At 68.3% G+C, this 18,619-nt stretch carries 14 protein-coding genes; 5 read left to right on the forward strand and 9 right to left on the reverse strand.

The features are described 5' to 3' along the window. Positions 1–87: 87 nt before the first annotated feature. The 4 genes from O1Q03_RS13815 to hpnI form a co-directional block, all read right to left on the reverse strand. Entirely contained in the window at positions 88–1,128 is a 1,041-nt protein-coding gene (locus tag O1Q03_RS13815; RefSeq protein ID WP_269504103.1) for a lysylphosphatidylglycerol synthase domain-containing protein, read from the reverse strand. Next, positions 1,125–2,009 carry a hopanoid biosynthesis-associated protein HpnK gene (gene hpnK, locus O1Q03_RS13820; RefSeq protein ID WP_269504104.1) on the reverse strand — a complete coding sequence of 295 codons (885 nt, stop codon included), beginning with the start codon at positions 2,007–2,009 and terminating at the stop codon, positions 1,125–1,127. Before hpnK ends, O1Q03_RS13815 begins: the two co-directional genes overlap by 4 nt. Before the next feature lie 3 nt (positions 2,010–2,012). Continuing rightward, positions 2,013–3,455, reverse strand: a complete 1,443-nt coding sequence (gene hpnJ, locus O1Q03_RS13825; protein WP_309301883.1) for a hopanoid biosynthesis associated radical SAM protein HpnJ — start codon at positions 3,453–3,455, stop codon at positions 2,013–2,015. Between the two features lie 176 nt (positions 3,456–3,631). Then, positions 3,632–4,807, reverse strand: coding sequence for a bacteriohopanetetrol glucosamine biosynthesis glycosyltransferase HpnI (gene hpnI / locus O1Q03_RS13830; protein WP_269504111.1), 1,176 nt, complete (start codon positions 4,805–4,807; stop codon positions 3,632–3,634). 639 nt (positions 4,808–5,446) lie between these two features. Here hpnI and O1Q03_RS13835 point away from each other — a divergent pair. Further along, entirely contained in the window at positions 5,447–6,445 is a 999-nt protein-coding gene (locus O1Q03_RS13835; RefSeq protein ID WP_269504113.1) for an LLM class flavin-dependent oxidoreductase, read from the forward strand. Between the two features lie 25 nt (positions 6,446–6,470). On the opposite strand, the gene O1Q03_RS13840 is transcribed toward O1Q03_RS13835, so the two are convergent. Continuing rightward, entirely contained in the window at positions 6,471–7,532 is a 1,062-nt protein-coding gene (locus O1Q03_RS13840) for an alpha/beta fold hydrolase (protein WP_269504115.1), read from the reverse strand. 173 nt (positions 7,533–7,705) lie between these two features. Between O1Q03_RS13840 and pdxY the strand changes: the two genes are divergently transcribed. The 3 genes from pdxY to O1Q03_RS13855 all read left to right on the forward strand — a co-directional run bounded on the left by pdxY (position 7,706) and on the right by O1Q03_RS13855 (position 12,622). Beyond that, on the forward strand, positions 7,706–8,566 hold the full coding sequence (gene pdxY, locus O1Q03_RS13845; RefSeq protein WP_269504116.1) for a pyridoxal kinase PdxY: 861 nt from the start codon (positions 7,706–7,708) through the stop codon (positions 8,564–8,566). A 405-nt stretch (positions 8,567–8,971) separates the two neighbouring features. Continuing rightward, positions 8,972–11,116: a phosphocholine-specific phospholipase C gene (locus O1Q03_RS13850; protein ID WP_269504118.1), complete on the forward strand. Its 2,145-nt coding sequence runs from the start codon at positions 8,972–8,974 to the stop codon at positions 11,114–11,116. A 357-nt stretch (positions 11,117–11,473) separates the two neighbouring features. Further along, positions 11,474–12,622, forward strand: coding sequence for a branched-chain amino acid ABC transporter substrate-binding protein (locus O1Q03_RS13855; RefSeq protein ID WP_269504121.1), 1,149 nt, complete (start codon positions 11,474–11,476; stop codon positions 12,620–12,622). Positions 12,623–12,852: 230 nt separating this feature from the next. Here the strand turns inward: O1Q03_RS13855 and O1Q03_RS13860 are convergent, their stop codons facing one another. Next, positions 12,853–13,614 (reverse strand): FadR/GntR family transcriptional regulator, encoded by a 762-nt coding sequence (locus O1Q03_RS13860; RefSeq protein ID WP_040143793.1) that lies wholly within the window; start codon positions 13,612–13,614, stop codon positions 12,853–12,855. A gap of 422 nt (positions 13,615–14,036) precedes the next feature. Here O1Q03_RS13860 and gudD point away from each other — a divergent pair, with 422 nt between their 5' ends. Continuing rightward, complete coding sequence (gudD, locus tag O1Q03_RS13865; RefSeq protein WP_269504126.1) at positions 14,037–15,389, forward strand: glucarate dehydratase; 1,353 nt, start codon at positions 14,037–14,039, stop codon at positions 15,387–15,389. Between the two features lie 157 nt (positions 15,390–15,546). On the opposite strand, the gene O1Q03_RS13870 is transcribed toward gudD, so the two are convergent. The 3 genes from O1Q03_RS13870 to O1Q03_RS13880 form a co-directional block, all read right to left on the reverse strand. Next, positions 15,547–16,011 (reverse strand): DUF2214 family protein, encoded by a 465-nt coding sequence (locus tag O1Q03_RS13870; protein ID WP_269504128.1) that lies wholly within the window; start codon positions 16,009–16,011, stop codon positions 15,547–15,549. Positions 16,012–16,048: 37 nt separating this feature from the next. Further along, positions 16,049–16,852 (reverse strand): hypothetical protein, encoded by an 804-nt coding sequence (locus O1Q03_RS13875; RefSeq protein ID WP_269504129.1) that lies wholly within the window; start codon positions 16,850–16,852, stop codon positions 16,049–16,051. A 237-nt stretch (positions 16,853–17,089) separates the two neighbouring features. Further along, on the reverse strand, positions 17,090–18,154 hold the full coding sequence (locus O1Q03_RS13880) for a glycosyltransferase family 4 protein (protein WP_269504130.1): 1,065 nt from the start codon (positions 18,152–18,154) through the stop codon (positions 17,090–17,092). Positions 18,155–18,619: the final 465 nt, after the last annotated feature.

Consider the following 18,619-nt stretch of genomic DNA (forward strand, 5'->3'; position numbering starts at 1 on the left):
CGGAAGAGATGCACGTCGAGAAACACGCGGCAAGGATACTCGCGCCACGCCAAAAGCGCGAGACGGACTGCGCGGCCCGTCTCGCGATCAATGCGTCGTTTCGGTCTGCGCGTCGGCCTCGCGTGCCGCCTGCGCGGTGCGCGGCGACGCCGCCAGCGCCGCGATGCTGCGGCGCGTGCGCACCAGTTCGGCAAGCTGCCACGAACCGAGCGCGAGGCAGCCGAACAGCACCTCGCGGCCGCGCTTGACCAGCGCGAGCGACAGCGCCGCCTCGCGGTCGACGCCGAACATTTGCGCGAGCAGCACGACGGTCGCCTCCTGCACGCCGAGGCCGCCGGGCACCATGAACGCCGCATGCCGTACGGCCTGCGTCATCGCCTCGATCGCGATGGCGCCGCCGATCGACACCGGATGACCGAGCAGCGCGAGCGCCCAGTAGATTTCGAGCGAGCCGAGCACGTAGCCGGCCAGTTGCCAGAAGAACGCGCTGAACAGCAGGCCCGTGCGCGACATCAGCGCATCGATGTCGCCATCGAGCCGCCGGCCGTCGACGCCCTGCAGCAACCGGTGCGAATCGCCGAGCAGACGCCCCGCGAACCGCTCGATCGCGTGAAACACGCCGCCGCGACGCATCAGCACGACGCCGAGCACCGGCAACGGCAGCGTGAGCAGCAGCGCGAGGCCGATCGTGCCGCCGCCCATGTCGTGCGTGGTCGCGAGCAGCAGCACGAGGCCGAGCGCGGCGAACGCATACTGGACGACGATCGTCACCAGCACCTCGACGATCACCGACGCGGTCACGCGGCTCGCGTCGGGCACCTGCCAGCGCGCCATCCGGATCCCGACCAGCTCGCCGCCGATCCCGACCACGGGCAGCAGCCGGTTCACGGCCTCGCGCACGGTCGCGATCCACCACAGGAACGACAGCGACGCGCGACGATCGAGCAGCTGATGCCACGCGTATGCGTCGAGCAGCAGCGGCAGCGCGTGAAACGGCACGAGCCACAGCAGCGCGTAGCCGGCGCGCTCGAGCATCTGCGACACGTCGCCGATGCCCTCGTGCAACCCCAGCGCGAGCAGGATCCCGATGCCGATCGGCCAGCCGAGCCATTTGATCCACTTGCTCATGACGGTTGCGCCCCCGGTTCGCGCGACGTCCGTGCGCCGCGGTGCGCGGCACCCAGGCCGAACACGTCCGCAAACCCGCCGGTCGCGACGCCGGCCGCCTTCAGCGCGGCCGCGACGCGCGGCGACAGTAGCGCGTCCAGCTCGTCGACCGGACGGTAACCGGCCATCGTCGGCGTGATCGGGCCGTCGCCGGCCTCGGCCGGATGGCAGTAGATCTCGCCGACACCGGGCGGCAGCGACGCGAGCGCGTCGAGCAGCACGCCCTCGTCCATTGCGCCCGTATGCTCGATACCGACCACGTAGTCGTTGTGCGCGAGCCCCGCGCGATCGAGCCGCGCGCGCACCAGCGCGATCCACGGCTTGAGCAGCGCCGGCGCGCTCGTTTCGTACGGCAAGCGCACCGCACGCAGCCCGTAGTCGCGGCCGATCTCGATGATCATCGACAGCACGGTCGGATGCAGGTGGAAATGCTTGTGCGCGTTCACGTGGTCGAGCGGCAAACCGCTCGCCGCGAACGCGTCGAACTGCGCGCGGATCTCGCGGCGCAGCTGCGCGCGCACGTGCGGCAGGAAGAAGAAGCGGCAGCCGTCCTTCGCCATCGCGTCGCCGAAGCGTCCGTCGGGGCCGACGAGCGCGGGAATCTCATGCGCGGGCAGCGTGGCCGGGCCATCCGCGAGCACCAGATGCAGGCCGACCGCGAGCGACGGCAGCCGTCGCGCGCGGTCGACCGCATCCTGCGCGGCGCTCGCGCCGACCATCAGGCTGGCGGCGTTCAGCACGCCGTCGCGGTGCGCGCGCTCGACCGCCGCGTTGACGCGCGGGTGCAGCCCGAAGTCGTCCGCGGTGAAGATCAGCGCCCGCGCGGCCCGCTGCGTCGTCACGGATTACGCCTCGTGCGCGCGCAGGAAGCGGAAGAACTCGACGCCTTCGCGCAGGCGACGCTTCATCATGTCCCAGCTCGTCAGCATCTCGCGCACGATCTCCCAGATCTTCGACGGACGGAAGTAGAACTGGCGATAGAACTGCTCGAGATGGTGATAGATCTCGTCGCGCGACAGGTGCGCATAGCCGATCGCCGCGAGCTGCACGCCTTCCTTGCTCACCAGGTTGATGGTCTTGTTCTCTTCCATCCAGCCGTTCTCGACGGCCTGCTTGTACAGCGTCGTGCCCGGATACGGCGCGGCGAGCGACACCTGGATCGTGTGCGGGTTGATTTCCTTCGCGTACTCGATCGTCTTCTTGATGGTCTCCTGCGTCTCGCCCGGCAGGCCGAGGATGAAGGTGCCGTGGATCTTGATGCCGAGCTTCTTGCAGTCCGCGCTGAAGCGGCGCGCGAAATCGGTGCGCACGCCCTTCTTGATGTTCACGAGGATCTGGTCGTCGCCCGATTCGAAGCCGACCAGCAGCAGGCGCAGGCCGTTTTCCTTCATGATCTTCAGCGACTTGTACGGCACGTTGGCCTTCGCGTTGCACGACCACGTCATGCCGAGCTTGCCCAGACCGATGGCGATCGCTTCGGCGCGCGGCAGGTCGTCGGTGAAGGTGTCGTCGTCGAACATCAGTTCCTTCACTTCCGGCATGTTGTCGCGAATCCACTTCGCTTCCGCGAGCACGTTCTCGACCGAGCGCGTGCGGTAGCGATGGCCGCTGACCGTCTGCGGCCACAGGCAGAACGTGCAGCGCGACTTGCAGCCGCGGCCCGTGTAGATCGACACGTACGGATAGTTCAGGTAGCCGATGAAGTAGTTGTCGATCTTCAGGTCGCGCTTGTAGACGGGCGCGACGAACGGCAGTTCGTCCATGTTCTCGAGGATCGGACGCGCTTCGTTGTGCTCGATCGAGCCGTCCTTCGCGCGCCAGCTCAAGCCCTTGATCTCGGGGAACGGCTTGCCTTCGGCGATTTCCTTGCAGGTGTAGTCGAATTCCTCGCGGCACACGAAGTCGATCGCCTCGCTCGCCGTCAGCGAGTTGTGCGGATCGACCATCACCTTCGCGCCGACCATGCCGACCAGCATCGACGGCTTCATCTTCTTCAGATCCTGCGCGAACATCGCGTCGGTCGGGAACGACGGCGTGCTCGTGTGGATGATCACGAGATCGTAGTCGTTGGCGATCTTCAGCGTTTCCTCGACCGACAGGCCGTCGGCCGGCGCGTCGACGACGCGGCTGCCCGGCACGAGCGCGGCCGGCTGCGCGAGCCAGGTCGGATACCAGAAGGAACGGATTTCGCGCTTCGCCTGATAGCGCGAGCCGGCTCCGCCGTCGAAGCCGTCATACGAAGGGGCCTGCAAGAACAGCGTTTTCATGAATGCTCCGGTAGCCTGCATAGTTCGTTTCGTCACAACGATTCAGTCAATAAACCGCGGGCCGCCATGCCGGCGCCCGCCTCTCTGTCATGTCGCGTCGCGCGGCGTGGCCGCGCGGCGCGTTTCGGCCCGCGGGCCGGATTCGGTCGGCAGCGGGTCCGCCGCTGCTCCCGGATGTGCTGCGCCGCCGACGTGCGTCAGCGGCCGTCGCCGCCTTCCACGGCCGCCGTCGCGCGCTCGCCGCCGACGACCGCCATCCTCGCGCCACGCCACACCACATGCGTGCCGAACGCGGCCGCAAGCCATTCGAGCGTGAGCAGCGTATCGCGCACCGCGACGAGCGGCAGGTCGCGCCAGAACGCGCGCCAGCCGTCCTCGCCGCGCGCGTGCAGCACGAGCCGCCCGAACGCGCCCACCACGGCCGCCCCGCCCGCCAGCGTGCCGGCCAAGGTGCCGTCGAGCCGCAGCGCGAGCGCCGCGCCGATCGCGAGCCACGGCGCGGTAAACGTGATGAACAGGAACGCGAAGCCACCCGGGTTCAGTGAACGGATCGTGCGCAGCCAGCGCGTCTCGCGGTGCCAGAGCGGCCCGAACGACGGCTCGATCACGTCGGTCGCGACCTCGACTTCCGACAGCACGGTGCGCCGCCCGAGGCGGCGCGGCAGCTCGGCGAGCCAGAAATCGTCGGCCAGCTCGTCCTTCAGCGCGAGAAAGCCGCCGATCCGCTCGAGCGTGTCGCGCGTGAGCGCGAGCGTCGCGCCGAAGCCGAAGCGGCTGGAGCGGCCGAGGTGCGTGATCCGCACCGACGGCGCGAACCACGCGTCGACGAACTGCGCGCCGATGCGCGTCCAGAACCCGCCGACGCTGCGCGCATGATACAGGCACGTGACGACGCCGACCGACGCATCGGCGAGCGGCGCCGTCACGCGTTCGAGGTAGTCCGGCTTCACCGCGATGTCGCTGTCCGCGATCACGATGCGGTCGTACTTCGCGCGCTCGGCGAGATTGATCAGGTTGCTGACCTTCAGGTTCTTGCCGTGCACGCGCGCGTCGATCACGAGCGTGATGTCGCATTCCGGATAGTCCGCCCGCAGCCGCTCGACGACCGCGATGGCCGGATCGGCGGGCGATGCGACGCCGAACAGCACTTCATGACGCGGATGGCGCTGTTCGCAGAACGTCGCAAGGTTCTCGTACAGGTGCGGCTCCGCCCCGCACAGCGGCTTGAGCACACTGACGGGCTCGAAACCGTCGCGCGCGGCGGTGCGCGGCGTACGCGGCCCCGGCGCGAACGCCGCGAGGAACGCATAGCCGGCCGCGGCCAGCGCAAACACGACGAGGAGCCAGTCGAGCAGTGTGACGGTCGGCGTCATGCGCGACGCCTCCCGCCGACGCGGGCGCCATGGCAGTCGATCGAACCGGACTGAACGTGATTGGGTATTTCGACAGCGACGAACGCGGGCACGACCCGACTCCTTGTTCCAGCAGCGTCAATGTATGGGGGTGGCACGCCCATTCCCCGAAAGCGGCCATGCCCGGCTTCGCGCGGCACATCTGCACGCAACGCGCGGACGGGATACGGGAAGACTCGAATAGCAGCGTCGGCACAACATGGACAGGCGCCGGATTTTAGCAGCCCGCGCCACCCCGCGCTTGGGCACCGCGCGAAACGGACTGATGCAATTCCGGTAAAGCTGCGCAGCGGATCGGACCCTTCGGCGCCGCCGCGTTCACATTAGCGTAAGCGCTTTGCAGGCGTATTGCAGTCTTGAAAATTAAACGTTTCGTGCAAATTTGTGCGGCGATGCGAAGACACGCCCAATCGCCGTAAAGATCGACAATTATCTGAAGATTGGATCGATTTCTGCAACGATCGGGGCGTCCCACCTTGCACCCCCGAAAGGCGCATGGGTATCCGCGCGGCGCCAGCGCGTTCCGGAACCCTTTGGCAAAATCGTCACAATCTGTTGCGCTCGCGCATCACCGCGCCCCTCCCTTTCGAAGGCCACCCGATGATTCCGTTTTCCGTACTCGATCTTGCCCCCATTCCCGACGGCGCCGACGCCGCGCAGGCTTTCCGCAACACGGTCGATCTCGCGCAGCACGCGGAGCGCCTCGGCTATCAACGCTACTGGCTGGCCGAGCATCACAACATGCCAGGCATCGCCAGCGCGGCGACCGCGGTCGTGATCGGCCACGTCGCCGGCGCGACGAAGACGATCCGCGTCGGCTCGGGCGGGATCATGCTGCCCAACCACGCGCCGCTCGTGATCGCCGAGCAGTTCGGCACGCTCGCGTCGCTGTATCCGGGACGCATCGACCTGGGGCTCGGCCGCGCGCCCGGCACCGACCAGACGACGTCGCGCGCGCTGCGCCGCGACCTGATCGGCAGCGCCGACTCGTTTCCGGACGACGTCGCCGAGCTGCAGCGCTACTTTGCCGAGCCGGTGTCGGGCCAGCGCGTGCGCGCGGTGCCCGGCGCGGGGCTCGACGTGCCCGTGTGGCTGCTCGGCTCGAGCCTCTTCAGCGCGCAGCTTGCCGCAATGCTGGGGCTGCCGTTCGCGTTCGCGTCGCACTTCGCGCCTGATTACCTGATGCGCGCGCTGGAAATCTACCGCGCGCAATACCGGCCGTCGGCCGCGTGGCCGAAGCCGCATGCGATGGTCGGGGTCAACGTGTTCGTCGCCGACACCGACGACGACGCGCGGCGCCTGTTCACGTCGCTGCAGCAGCAGTTCATCAACCTGCGCCGCGGCACGCCCGGCAAGCTGCCGCCGCCCGTCGACGTGCTCGAGGCGAGCGAGTTCGAGCTCGCCAACGTCGCGCATGCGCTGTCGTTCGCGGCCGTCGGCTCGCGCGACACGGTGCGCGACAAGCTGCGCGACCGGATCGCGCAGACGGGCGCGGACGAGCTGATCATCACCGCGCAGATCTTCGATCACGCCGCGCGCGTGCGCTCGTTCGAACTGGCCGCGCAGATCCGCGACGAACTCGCGAACGAAACCCGCTGACGGGCCGGCCGCGCCCGCCGTTGCGTCACTGCGGGTGCACGGCCTCCAGCCCGTCGAGCAGCGCCTTGTGGAACGCGTCCGGGTCCTGGATTTGCGGCGCGTGTCCGAGCGCCGGGAATTCGACGAGCTGCGCGCCGGGGATCGCCGCCTGCGTGCGCTTCGCGAGTTCCGGGTAGCGGCCGAGCTTCGCGTGCACGTCGGGCGGCGCGACGTCCTTGCCGATCGCGGTCGTGTCCTTGTCGCCGATCAGGAGCAGCGTCGGCACGCGGATCGCGCCGAGTTCGTAGACCACCGGCTGCGTGAGGATCATGTCGTAGATCAGCGCGGAATTCCACGCGACCGCGTCGCGGCCCGGGCCGCGATACATGCCGGCGAGCATCTGCACCCAGCGCTCGTACGACGGCGACCACTTGCCCGCGTAATAGGTCGCCTGCTCGTAGCGGCGGATGCCGTCCGCCGTCGTCTTCTGTTCGCGCGCATACCAGTAGTCGACCGACAGCGGCGGCACGCCCAGCGCCTTCCAGTCCTCCAGGCCGATCGGGTTCACCAGCACGAGCTGCTCGGTCGCCTTCGGATACATCAGCGCATAGCGCATCGCGAGCATCCCGCCCGTCGAATGGCCGACGATCGTCGCCGATTTCACGCCGATCGACTCGAGCAACGCATGCGTGTTGCGCGCGAGCTGCTGGAAGCTGTACTGGTAGCGATCGGGCTTCGACGACTTGCAGAAGCCGATCTGGTCCGGCGCGACCACGCGATAGCCGGCGCGGCTCAGCACGCCGATCGTGTCCTCCCAGGTGCCCGCGCAGAAGTTCTTGCCGTGCAGCAGCACGACGGTACGGCCGTTGGGGTGGGCCGGCTGCACGTCCATGTACATCATCTCGAGGGTTTCCCGCTGCGACACGAACGCGTAGCGGTGCACCGGCTCCGGATACGTGAAGCCTTCCAGGCGCGGGCCGTATACGGGCCCGTCGTTGCCGACGCTCGCCGGGACGGTGGCCGCGACGGCAGTCGCGCAGGCGGCGGCGACGCCCGCGCCGAGCACGGCCGCGCGCACGAGGGGCAACATCTTGCAAATCGAGAGCATAGCGATCACGGTAGGGAGAAATGCACACGGGTAGCCGGACGGCTCCGCGCTCCGCGATTCTACGCGGTCGGCTGACGACGGCGCGCAACACTCGACGTCCGCCCGACTTCCGCGCGCGCGAGGAACTCGGGTATCGTGTGACGTGACCCTGAAACGCGTGCAGGCGAATCTCCATGAAAAACGTCCTCAGCATTCAGTCGCACGTCATCTACGGACACGCCGGCAACAGCGCGGCCGTGTTCCCGATGCAGCGCCTCGGCGTGAACGTCTGGCCGCTCAACACCGTCCAGCTGTCGAATCACATGCAGTACGGCCACTGGGCCGGCAGCGCGATCGACGCCGCGAAGATGGAACAGCTCGTCGACGGCGTCGCCGCGATCGGCGCGCTCAAGCGCTGCGACGCCGTGCTGTCCGGCTTCGTCGGCTCGCCGGCGCAGGCGCGCGCAACGGTCGAAATCGTGCGCGCCGTGAAGGCGATGAACCCGAATGCGTGGTACTTCTGCGATCCGGCGATGGGCCAGACGGGCGGCATCCGCCCCGAGCCCGGCGTCGAGGAGTTCATCGTCCAGGAAATGCCGGCACTCGCCGACGGCATGTCGCCCAACCACACCGAGCTGCAGAAGCTCGCCGGGCGGCGTATCGAGACCGTCGCGGAAGCCGTCGACGCGTGCCGCACACTGATCCGCCGCGGCCCGAAGATCATCCTCGTCAAGCACCTGCACGACCGCAACAGCGCGGCCGACCGCTTCAACATGCTCGCCGTCACCGAAACCGAAGCGTGGATCGGCCAGCGTCCGCTGTACGCGTTTCCGCGGCATCCGGTCGGCGTCGGCGACCTCACCAGCGCGATCTTCGTTGCGCGCCGGCTGCGCGGCGACTCGGTGCGCGGCGCATTCGAGCACACGCTGGCGGCCGTGCACGCGGTCGTGAAGGCGACCTACGACGCGCGCCGCTACGAGCTCGAACTCGTCGCCGCGCAGGATGAAATCGCGCGCCCGAGCGAATGGTTCGGCGCGTGGGTGACCGACGCCTGACGCGTCCGGTTCGTCCGGTTCGTCGGCTTCGTCGGCTTCGTCGGCTTCGTCTGCTTCGTCTGCTTCGTCTGCTTCGTCTGCTTCGTCTGCTTCGTCCGTTTCGTCCGCTTCGTTCGCTTCACTCGCTGCGTTCGCCTCACCGCCCCACCGCCTCACCGGCATACGCCGCGCGCCGCCCTGCCTCTCCCTCTGCGCCTCTCAAGCACGCTCGGCGGCGCAACGCCGGTCGACGCTCGCCCCAAGCGCGGATGCAAACGTTTCCGGACTTCACATGAATGACACCGAATCCTCGCTATGCTCGCGGCGGCACGACCGGCGCAGCCGCATCCTGCGCCCCGGACGCGCTCGCATTCTTCGCATGTCCCGCCAATCGGCTCCCTCCTTTACCGCACCACGATACCGACCATGACCCGATCGAACCGTCGTGACTTCCTCCGCGTCGCCGCCGGCACCGCCGGCGCTGCCGCGCTGAACCTGTTCCCGCCCGTGATCCGAGATGCGCTCGCGATTCCCGCGAACCGCCGTACCGGCACGATCCGCGACATCGAACACATCGTGATCCTGATGCAGGAGAATCGCTCGTTCGACCATTACTTCGGCACGATGCGCGGTGTCCGCGGCTTCGGCGACCCGCGCCCCCTGCGTCTCCCGACCGGCAAGTCGGTGTTCCATCAGCCGGTCGGCCCGGCCGAACTGCTGCCGTTCCACCCGGGCGCCGACAAGCTCGGCCTGCAGTTCCTGCAGGACCTGCCGCACGGCTGGCAGGACATGCATGCCGCGTGGAACAAGGGCCGCTACGACCAGTGGGTGCCGAACAAGGGCACCACGACGATGGCGTACTTGAAGCGCGACGACATCCCGTTCCACTACCAGCTCGCCGACGCGTTCACGATCTGCGACGCGTATCACTGCGCGATCCCGAGCTCGACCGACCCGAACCGGTACTACATGTGGACCGGCTACGTCGGCAACGACGGCACGGGCGGCGGCCCAGTGCTCGGCAACGAGGAAAAGGGCTACGGCTGGACGACCTATCCGGAAGTGCTCGAACAGGCCGGCGTGTCGTGGAAGATCTACCAGGACGTCGGCACCGGGCTCGACGCGAACGGCTCGTGGGGCTGGACGCAGAACCCGTACATCGGCAACTACGGCGACAACGCGCTGCTCTACTTCAACCAGTACCGCAGCGCGCTGCCCGGCACGCCGCTGTACGACAAGGCGCGCACCGGCACCAACATCAGCGCCGGCGGCACGCTGTTCGACGTGCTGCAGCAGGACGTGAAGAACGGCACGCTGCCGCAGGTGTCGTGGATCTGCGCGCCGGAAGCCTATTCCGAGCACCCGAACTGGCCGGCGAACTACGGCGCGTGGTACATCGAGCAGGTGCTGCAGGTGCTCGTGTCGAACCCGGACGTGTGGAGCAAGACCGCGCTCTTCATCACCTACGACGAGAACGACGGCTTCTTCGACCACGTGGCGCCGCCGTTCGCGCCGCAGTCACGCGACAACGGGCTGTCGACGGTCGCGACGACCAACGAGGTGTTCGCCGGCGACGCATCGCACATGGCCGGCCCGTACGGGCTCGGGCCGCGTGTGCCGATGCTCGTCGTGTCGCCGTGGACCAAGGGCGGCTGGGTCTGTTCGCAGACATTCGATCACACGTCACTGCTGCAATTCATCGAAGCGCGCTTCGGCGCGCAGTATCCGGTCACGGCCGCGAACGTGTCATCGTGGCGCCGTGCGGTATGCGGCGACCTGACGGCGGCATTCGACTTCGCGACGTCCGACGCCGCGTGGCCGACGCTGCCCGACACGAGCGGCTATGCGCCGCCCGACCGCCTGCGCCATCCCGACTACATCCCGGTGCCGCCCGTCGCGCAGCAACTGCCGAAACAGGAGCCGGGGCTGCGTCCGGCGCGCGCGCTGCCGTACGAGCTGTTCGTGCACGGCCGCGTCGAAGCCGCGAACGGCCAGTTCCGGCTGACCTTCGCGAACACCGGCCGCGCGGGCGCGTCGTTCCAGGTGCAGTCGCGCAACCGCGTCGACGGCCCGTGGACGTACACGGTCGAAGCCGGCAAGCGGATCGCCGACACGTGGAGCGCCGCGGCGTCGCTCGGCCTGTACGACCTCGACGTGTACGGCCCGAACGGCTTCTACTGCCACTTCCGCGGCCCGTTCGCGACCGGCGTCGGCAGCGCGAGCGTGAACCCCGAGGTGATCTACGGCTACGACGTCGCGAACGGCAACGTCACGCTGCGCCTGATGAACCGTGGCCACCAGGCCGTCCGGCTCAAGGTGACGAACGCTTACGGCCACGGCGGCGCGCGCACGTTCGACCTCGCGCCGGGCGCGCAGATCGACGACTACTGGGATCTGCGCGGCAGCCACGGGTGGTACGACCTGACCGTCAGCGACGGCCGCCTGCTCGGCTTCCTGCGCCGCTTCGCGGGCCACGTCGAGACCGGCCGCCCGAGCATGAGCGACCCGGCGATCCGCACGAGCGCGTCGCACGACGACCCCGAAGCCGCGTCGGACGCCCTGTCCGACTGACGACGGCGCGGATGCGGCGCGGCCTCCGACGAGCCGCGCCGCCCGCACGCACGCCCTTCCCGTTCCGTTCGTGACGGGAAACTCCCGATACCGGCAGCCCCCGCACGCGCGGAAGCTATGCGCAAATCCGCATCGAATGCGCGGCAAATTGCCAAGACCCGCGTATATCGGCGACCTATATATCGAGGCGATCGGGGCTCGTCGCCGAGCCTGACGGGAGATTGTTCCGGGAATCATCAGCATGCCGAGCTCCCCGCCCGATTCCGAGAAGCGGTCGAACCGCCCGCCCGTCGCACGTGTCCGGCCTGCCGGCCGCGTGCGGTACCCACCCGCTGGTGTAGAACAAGAGGAACGCACATGAAATTCCGTCATTCCCTGTTGTCGGTATCGGTCGTATCCGCAGTGGCCCTCCTCTCGCAACAGGCCGCCCAGGCCGCCGACGCGACCGACGTGAAAGTCGGCTTCGCCGCGCCGCTCACCGGCGTGAACGCCGGCTACGGCAAGGATCTGCAGAACGGCGTGCAGCTCGCGCTCGACGATGCCGCCGCGCAGAAGGTGCAGATCGCCGGCAAGCCCGCGCATTTCAACCTCGTCGTGCAGGACGACCAGGCCGACCCGCGGATCGGCGTGCAGGCCGCGCAGGCGCTCGTCGACCAGAACGTGTCGGTGGTGGTCGGCCACTTCAACTCGGGCACGACGATTCCGGCGTCGGTGGTCTACGACAAGGCCGGCATTCCGGTGATCGACCCGGCCGCCACCAACCCGACGCTCACGTCGCGCGGGCTCGCGAACATGTTCATGGTGATCGCGACCGACGGCCAGAACGCGGGCAACGCAGGCAAGTACGCGGTGGACGTGACCAAGGCGAAGCGCATCGCGATCATCGACGATCGCACCGCGTTCGGCCAGGGCGAGGCCGACGAGTTCGAGAAGGCAGTGAAGGCGGCGGGCGGCAACATCATCGGCCGCGAGTTCACCAGCAACCAGGCGGTCGACTTCCGCGCGCAGATCACGAGCCTGAAAGGCAAGAACCCCGACCTGATCTTCTTCGGCGGGCTCGATTCGCTTGCCGCGAACTTCATCAAGCAGATGCGCCAGCTCGGGCTGAACGCACAGTTCGTCGGCGGCGGCGGCGTGAAGGACAACGAGTTCATCAAGATCGCCGGCCCGGCCGCGGAAGGCGCGATGGCGTGGGAATACGGGCGTCCGCTCGACGAACTGCCGCAGGGCAAGGATTTCGAGCAGCGCTTCAAGAAGCGCTTCGGCGTCGACGTGCTGTCGTACGCGCAGTTCGGCTACGACGCCGCGTGGGCCGCGATCAAGGCGATGCAGGCGGCCAACTCGACCGATCCGAAGGTCTATCGCCCGGCGCTGAAGAAGATCGACTTCGAAGGCGTCACCGGCCGCATCTCGTTCGCGAACGACGGCTCGCTGAAGAGCGGGATGTCCACGCTCTACCAGGTCAAGAGCGGCGCGTGGAAGACGATCGTGACGAAGGGGGGTTGATCGAGCAGAACCGGCGGCCCGGGGAACCGGGCCGCCGGTGCGGGCCGCGGCGGCAGCACCGCCCGGCCACTTCCCGCACGCTGCGGGAATGGGCGCAACACCCTGCCGGCTGCGATTGGATCGGCAGCAATCTCGTACGATGTCAGATGTTACGGCGCGATCCGGCACGGCCTCGCGCGATGGCGCGGGCCGTGCCGACGGCCAGGCGCTCCGGTCGGCTGGTGTTCCGGTCAGCTGGCCTGCGTGTCGCGCTCCGCCTCGGCCGCTTCGTGCGCGCGGCGCAGCCGCTCGCGGCTGTTGGTCAGGTGCGTGCGCATCGCGGCGCGCGCGGCTTCCGGATCGTGACGCGCGATCGCCTCGTAGATGTCCTCGTGCTCGTGATTGAGCCGGCCAACATAGCGCTCGAGGTCGTCGCCGGCGAAGCGCGCCGAATTCACGCGCGTGCGCGGAATGATCGACGCGCCGAGCTGCGTCATGATGTCGACGAAATAGCGGTTGCCGGTGGACTGCGCGATCTGCAGGTGGAACTGGAAGTCGAGTTGGGCCGTGTCGCGGCCGCCGCCGGCTCCCGACGCGATCGCGTCGAGCGCGCGCCGCAATGCGGCCAGGTCGGTGTCGTTCGCGCGCTGCGCGGCGAGGCTCGCGCATTCGCTTTCGAGGCTGATGCGCAGTTCCAGCACCGCGAGCACGTCGCGCAGCGTCGTGATGGTCGCGGGGTCGATGCCGAGCGTCTGGCGACGCGACGGCTCCAGCACGAAGCTGCCGATGCCGTGGCGCGTCTCGATGAGGCCGCTCGCCTGCATCCGCGAGATTGCTTCGCGCACGACCGTGCGGCTGACGCCCTGCGCCGCCATGACTTCGGTCTCGGTCGGCAGCTTGTCGCCGGGGCGCAGCGTGCCGTTTTCGATCTGCGCGGTCAGCGCGTCGACGACATCTTGTGCGAGGCTGCGTGCGCGACGGCGCGGCGCTGCGGGAAGCGTGGGCACGGACATGAGGCCGGTTCCTTTGAATATCGTAGTAATGTGAGCCGAGGGTTTACGTGGGGTTTGAGCGAACGCCGATGATTCATTATACTGCGTCACAAGTCATCCGACGACTGATGATCGAGGCACGGATCTCCTGTGACCCGGTCCGGCGCAAGCGCCAGCCGGATCCCGTGCTCACGATCGGCCGGCGTTCGCGCCCGTGCGCGGCTGCCGGCCCCGGTGTCGCGGTCGATCGAAGCGCTCGCATTCGCGCGTGGCTCCGATCCGTCGCGCCACCGGCATCGAGCGGGTCGCTCTCCCCTTTCGGGTTGCCGTCGACATGCGGGGCTTGCGCGCCGCGCACGTCGGTTGTCGAATGATCGCACCTCCCGCCGCGCGCGGCAAAGATTTTGCCGCACGGCATTGCCCACTCTTTTGCCATCGCCGCCATGAACGCCGTCAACGCCCCGACCTCCCACGACACGCCGCGCATCGTCGACCTGCAAGCCATCCCCGTCGCCGGTCACGACAGCATGCTGCTCAACCTGAGCGGCGCGCACGGCCCGTTCTTCACCCGCAACCTCGTGATCCTGAAGGACAGCGCGGGCCGGACCGGCGTCGGCGAGGTGCCGGGCGGCGAAAGCATCCGCCGCACGCTCGACGATGCGCGCGCGCTCGTCGTCGGCCAGCCGGTCGGCAACTACCATGCGGTGCTCAACGACGTGCGGCGCACCTTCGCCGACCGCGACGCGAGCGGCCGCGGGCTGCAGACCTTCGACCTGCGCACCACGATCCACGCGGTCACCGCGCTCGAGGCCGCGCTGCTCGACCTGCTCGGCCAGCACCTCGGCGTGCCCGTCGCCGCGCTGCTCGGCGAGGGGCAACAGCGCGAGCACGTCGAAATGCTCGGCTACCTGTTCTACGTCGGCGATCGCACCAGGACCGCGCTGCCCTATCGCGACGGCCGCGGCGCGACCGACGACTGGACGCGCGTGCGCGACGAAGCCGCGCTCACGCCGGAGGAAGTCGTGCGTCTCGCCGAAGCCGCGCATGCGCGCTACGGGTTCAACGACTTCAAGCTGAAGGGCGGCGTGTTCGAAGGCGCGCGCGAGGTCGAGGCCGTGACGGCGCTGGCGGAGCGCTTCCCGGCGGCCCGCGTGACCCTCGATCCGAACGGCGCATGGTCGCTCGACGAAGCGGTGCGGCTGTGCCGCGACCTGCACCACGTGCTCGCTTACGCGGAAGACCCGTGCGGCGCGGAAAACGGCTACTCGGGCCGCGAAGTGATGGCCGAATTCCGCCGCGCGACCGGGCTGCCGACGGCTACCAACATGATCGCGACCGACTGGCGGCAGATGGGCCACGCAGTGCAGCTGCAGGCCGTCGACATCCCGCTCGCCGACCCGCACTTCTGGACGATGCAGGGCTCGGTGCGCGTCGCGCAGATGTGCCGCGACTGGGGTCTCACGTGGGGTTCGCACTCGAACAATCACTTCGACGTGTCGCTCGCGATGTTCACGCACGTTGCCGCCGCGGCGCCCGGTCAGGTTACCGCGATCGATACGCACTGGATCTGGCAGGACGGCGAAGGGCTCACGCGCGAGCCGCTGAAGATCGAGAACGGGCTGGTGGAGGTGCCGAAGCGGCCGGGCCTCGGCGTCGACCTCGACATGGATGCGGTCGCGCGCGCGCACGAGCTGTACAAGCAGCACGGGCTCGGCGCCCGCGACGACGCGGCGGCGATGCAGTATCTGATTCCGGGGTGGACGTTCAACAATAAGCGCCCCTGCCTCGTGCGCTGAGCGCGGGACGCGCCGGGCGGCGGGCCGCCCGGTCATCCACCGATGCGCGGATGCCCGCGCATATCGGCCGGCATCGGGCGCCAATGCCGGGGAAAAGCGGCGGCCGGCAGCCCGCGGCCGGTGTCGGGTCCGGCCGGCAACGTCTATCCGCCCGGTCCTATGCGCCTGCTCCGATCCCGCGCGCCATCCCCGCTGCGGCGAACACGATGACCATGATCAGCAGGGCCTGCCAATGGCCGATGCGCACATAGGTCGGCGCGCGGCCGAGATCGGGCATCTGCTGCCGCCGCGCGGCCACGCGCCAGCGAATCAGCCCGAGCATCGGCACGATCTCGAGCAGCAGGATCAGCACGAGCGCGGTCATCTTGAGGTGGAAAAGCGGCTCGTGAAGATAGTACGCGGCGCCTTTCTCGAAGCCGCCGAACGCGCGCGTGAGCCCCGTCGCGATCAGCACCAGCGCGGACAATCCCCAAACGGCATCGGCCTTGAAGATGGCCGGCAGGTCGGCGGCCTGCACCGACGCGACGACCCGGCGCAGCGCACGATTACGCGCCGCGATCGCGGCGAACGCGACGCCGAACGCCATCAGATGAACGGCTGCCAGCAACCAACGGACGATCATTGCGCCTCCTTGTCGCCCACGCGCCGCGCAGGCCGTGTCAGACGATCTGCTTGAGCGCGGCGTCGAGCGCGAGCACCGCGACGCGGTCGCCTTCGGTCGCGACGGACGTGCGCATCACGATCTGCCGGTTATGGCCGACGGCCGCCGGCGAATCCCACAGCAGCTCGACCTTCGGCCGCCGGAACAGGCTCGCGCGACGCGGCGGCACGACCGCCGGCTGGGCACCCTCGCCGTCGCCCGCGGCCGGCGCGACGCGGCCGGGCCAGCGCACCGACAGCTCGCGTGCGTCGTATTGGCCGACCTTGCGACTTTCCATCCAGACGATCGCGGTACGCGTGAGCGTGTCGAGCGAAATCGCGTAGCGGCCGACCGCGAAGCGGCGCGCGGCCACGTTGGTGCGCCACAGCGGCCGCGGGCGGCACATCCATACGATCGCCGCATAGAGCGCGGGCGCGGCGACGAGCCAGCCGTTGGTCGCCGTCACCGCGTGCAGCGCGCGGCGCCAGCCGGCCGCCCACGCGAACGCGCCGATCGACCACACGGCAAACAGGAAACCGATCAGCGCGAAGACGCGCAGCGCCTGGCGCAGCCACTGCGGCAGCGGATGGAACGGCCGCTCGGCGCGCGCGGCGGCGCCGGGCAGCGCGAGCAGCAGGAAGATCAGAACGAGGTAGACGAACGCCCAGGGCGACGACACCATCGCCGACAGCGATGAGCGATAACCCATCTGGGACATCGAGAACAGCCAGCGCGCGAACAGCACGAGACCGATCGCGCGCAACGCGAAGATCACACCGGCGCCGGGGGCCGGCGCTGCGCGCGTGGTTTTCGTTCTCGCCAAGACTGCTCTCCTCTCGATGATCGTGCGGGGCCGGATTTCACGGCACGGCCATTATAGGGACATTACCGTCTGGACAGATGCCCGAATGGCGTGCCGGACCGCTTACGGGGTCGTTCGCGGCGTCGGGCGCGGCGAGAATACAACAGATCCGCGCCGCAGATGTGACAACGCCCCGCCGGGGACCCGGACGGGGCGTCGATGAGGGCGTCGGCGCGCAGCGCGGCCGGCCACCCGGCATCAGCTTGCGTTGACTTCGCGCAGCACCGTGCGGCGCTTCTGGCGCAGCAGTTCCTCGTAGCTCTTCACGTAGTTCTGCGCCATCACCTTCGACGAGAAGCGTGCTTCGAACGCGGCACGGACCTGCTCGCGCGGCAGCGTGTCGAGACGCTTGAGCGCGGCGACGGCCGACAGTTCGTCCTCGACGACGAAGCCCGACACGCCGTTTTCGATCACTTCCGGCACCGAGCCGCGCTTGAACGCGATCACCGGCGTGCCGCACGCCATCGCTTCGATCATCACCAGGCCGAAAGGCTCCGGCCAGTCGATCGGGAACAGCAGCGCATGCGCGTTGCCCAGGAATTCGGTCTTTTCCGACTCGCTGATTTCGCCGATGTACTCGACGTGCGGCAGCGCGAACAGCGGCTTGATCTTCTCTTCGTAGTACGCGCGGTCGGCCTTGTCGAGCTTCGCGGCGATCTTGATCGGCAGGCCGGCCTGCTCGGCGATACGGATGGCCGTGTCGACGCGCTTTTCCGGCGAGATCCGGCCGAGGAACGCGAGGTAGCTCGGCTTCACGTTCGGGATCGGCGTCAGCAGGTTTTCCGGCAGGCCGTGGTAGACGGTCGACAGCCAGTTCGCCTGCGGCAGCGGGATGCGCTGGTTGTCGGAGATCGACACGACCGGCACGTCGCTGAATGCGTTGAAGATCGGCTGCAGTTCCGGCAGGTCGAGACGGCCGTGCATCGTCGTCAGATGCGGGACCGGCTGGCGCGAGAACAGCGAGAACGGGTAGTAGTCGATATGGCAGTGCAGGACGTCGAACTCTTCCGCGCGGCGGCGCACCTGCTCGAGGAGCAGCATGTGCGGGGCCATCACGTCGCGGATCGTCGGGTCGAGGCGCAGCGCCTGCGGCCAGCACGCTTCGAGCTTCGCGGAGGTTTGCGAATCGCCGCTCGCGAAGAGCGTGACGTCATGCCCCATCTCGACAAGCGCTTCGGTCAGATAAGACACCACTCGCTCGGTACCACCGTACAGCTTCGGGGGCACCGCTTCATGCAACGGAGCGATTTGGGCGATTCGCATGCGTAACTCCTAAAAAATCGGCTAAAAACCAGGTATGGGTCGGCAACCTGCCGGCGGTCCCGGGCTGGATGCATTTCGTCCGACCGTCGGACGAATCAGCCTGCCGGGAGCGTCGAAACCCGCGCTGCTCAAGGAGCGTCGGCGACGCGACAGGCATAGAACGTTTGAAACGAAGACCCGTTGACAGGGGTTCGTAAAAAACCTGGAATCGAACCCGGAGCCGATTATCTAGGGTTAATCCCGATACGGCGCGCGACATTTCAAACACTTTACTTTGTTACAAAGGCGCAACACTTTGCAACCCGCGGACTTGGGTGTCCGTTCTAGAGTGGAAGGCCCTTTTGGCGCTACGGGTCATCTCGTCACTGTCGGTATGCGATTGCGCCGTACAAGACGGATGCCGAATTTTATCTCAAAATTGGTCGCACGCCCCCTGGCCGACGCAAGATTCGCGCAGCGCAATGC

It is taken from the genome of Burkholderia sp. IMCC1007 (genome assembly GCF_027257875.1).
GTDB lineage: Bacteria > Pseudomonadota > Gammaproteobacteria > Burkholderiales > Burkholderiaceae > Burkholderia.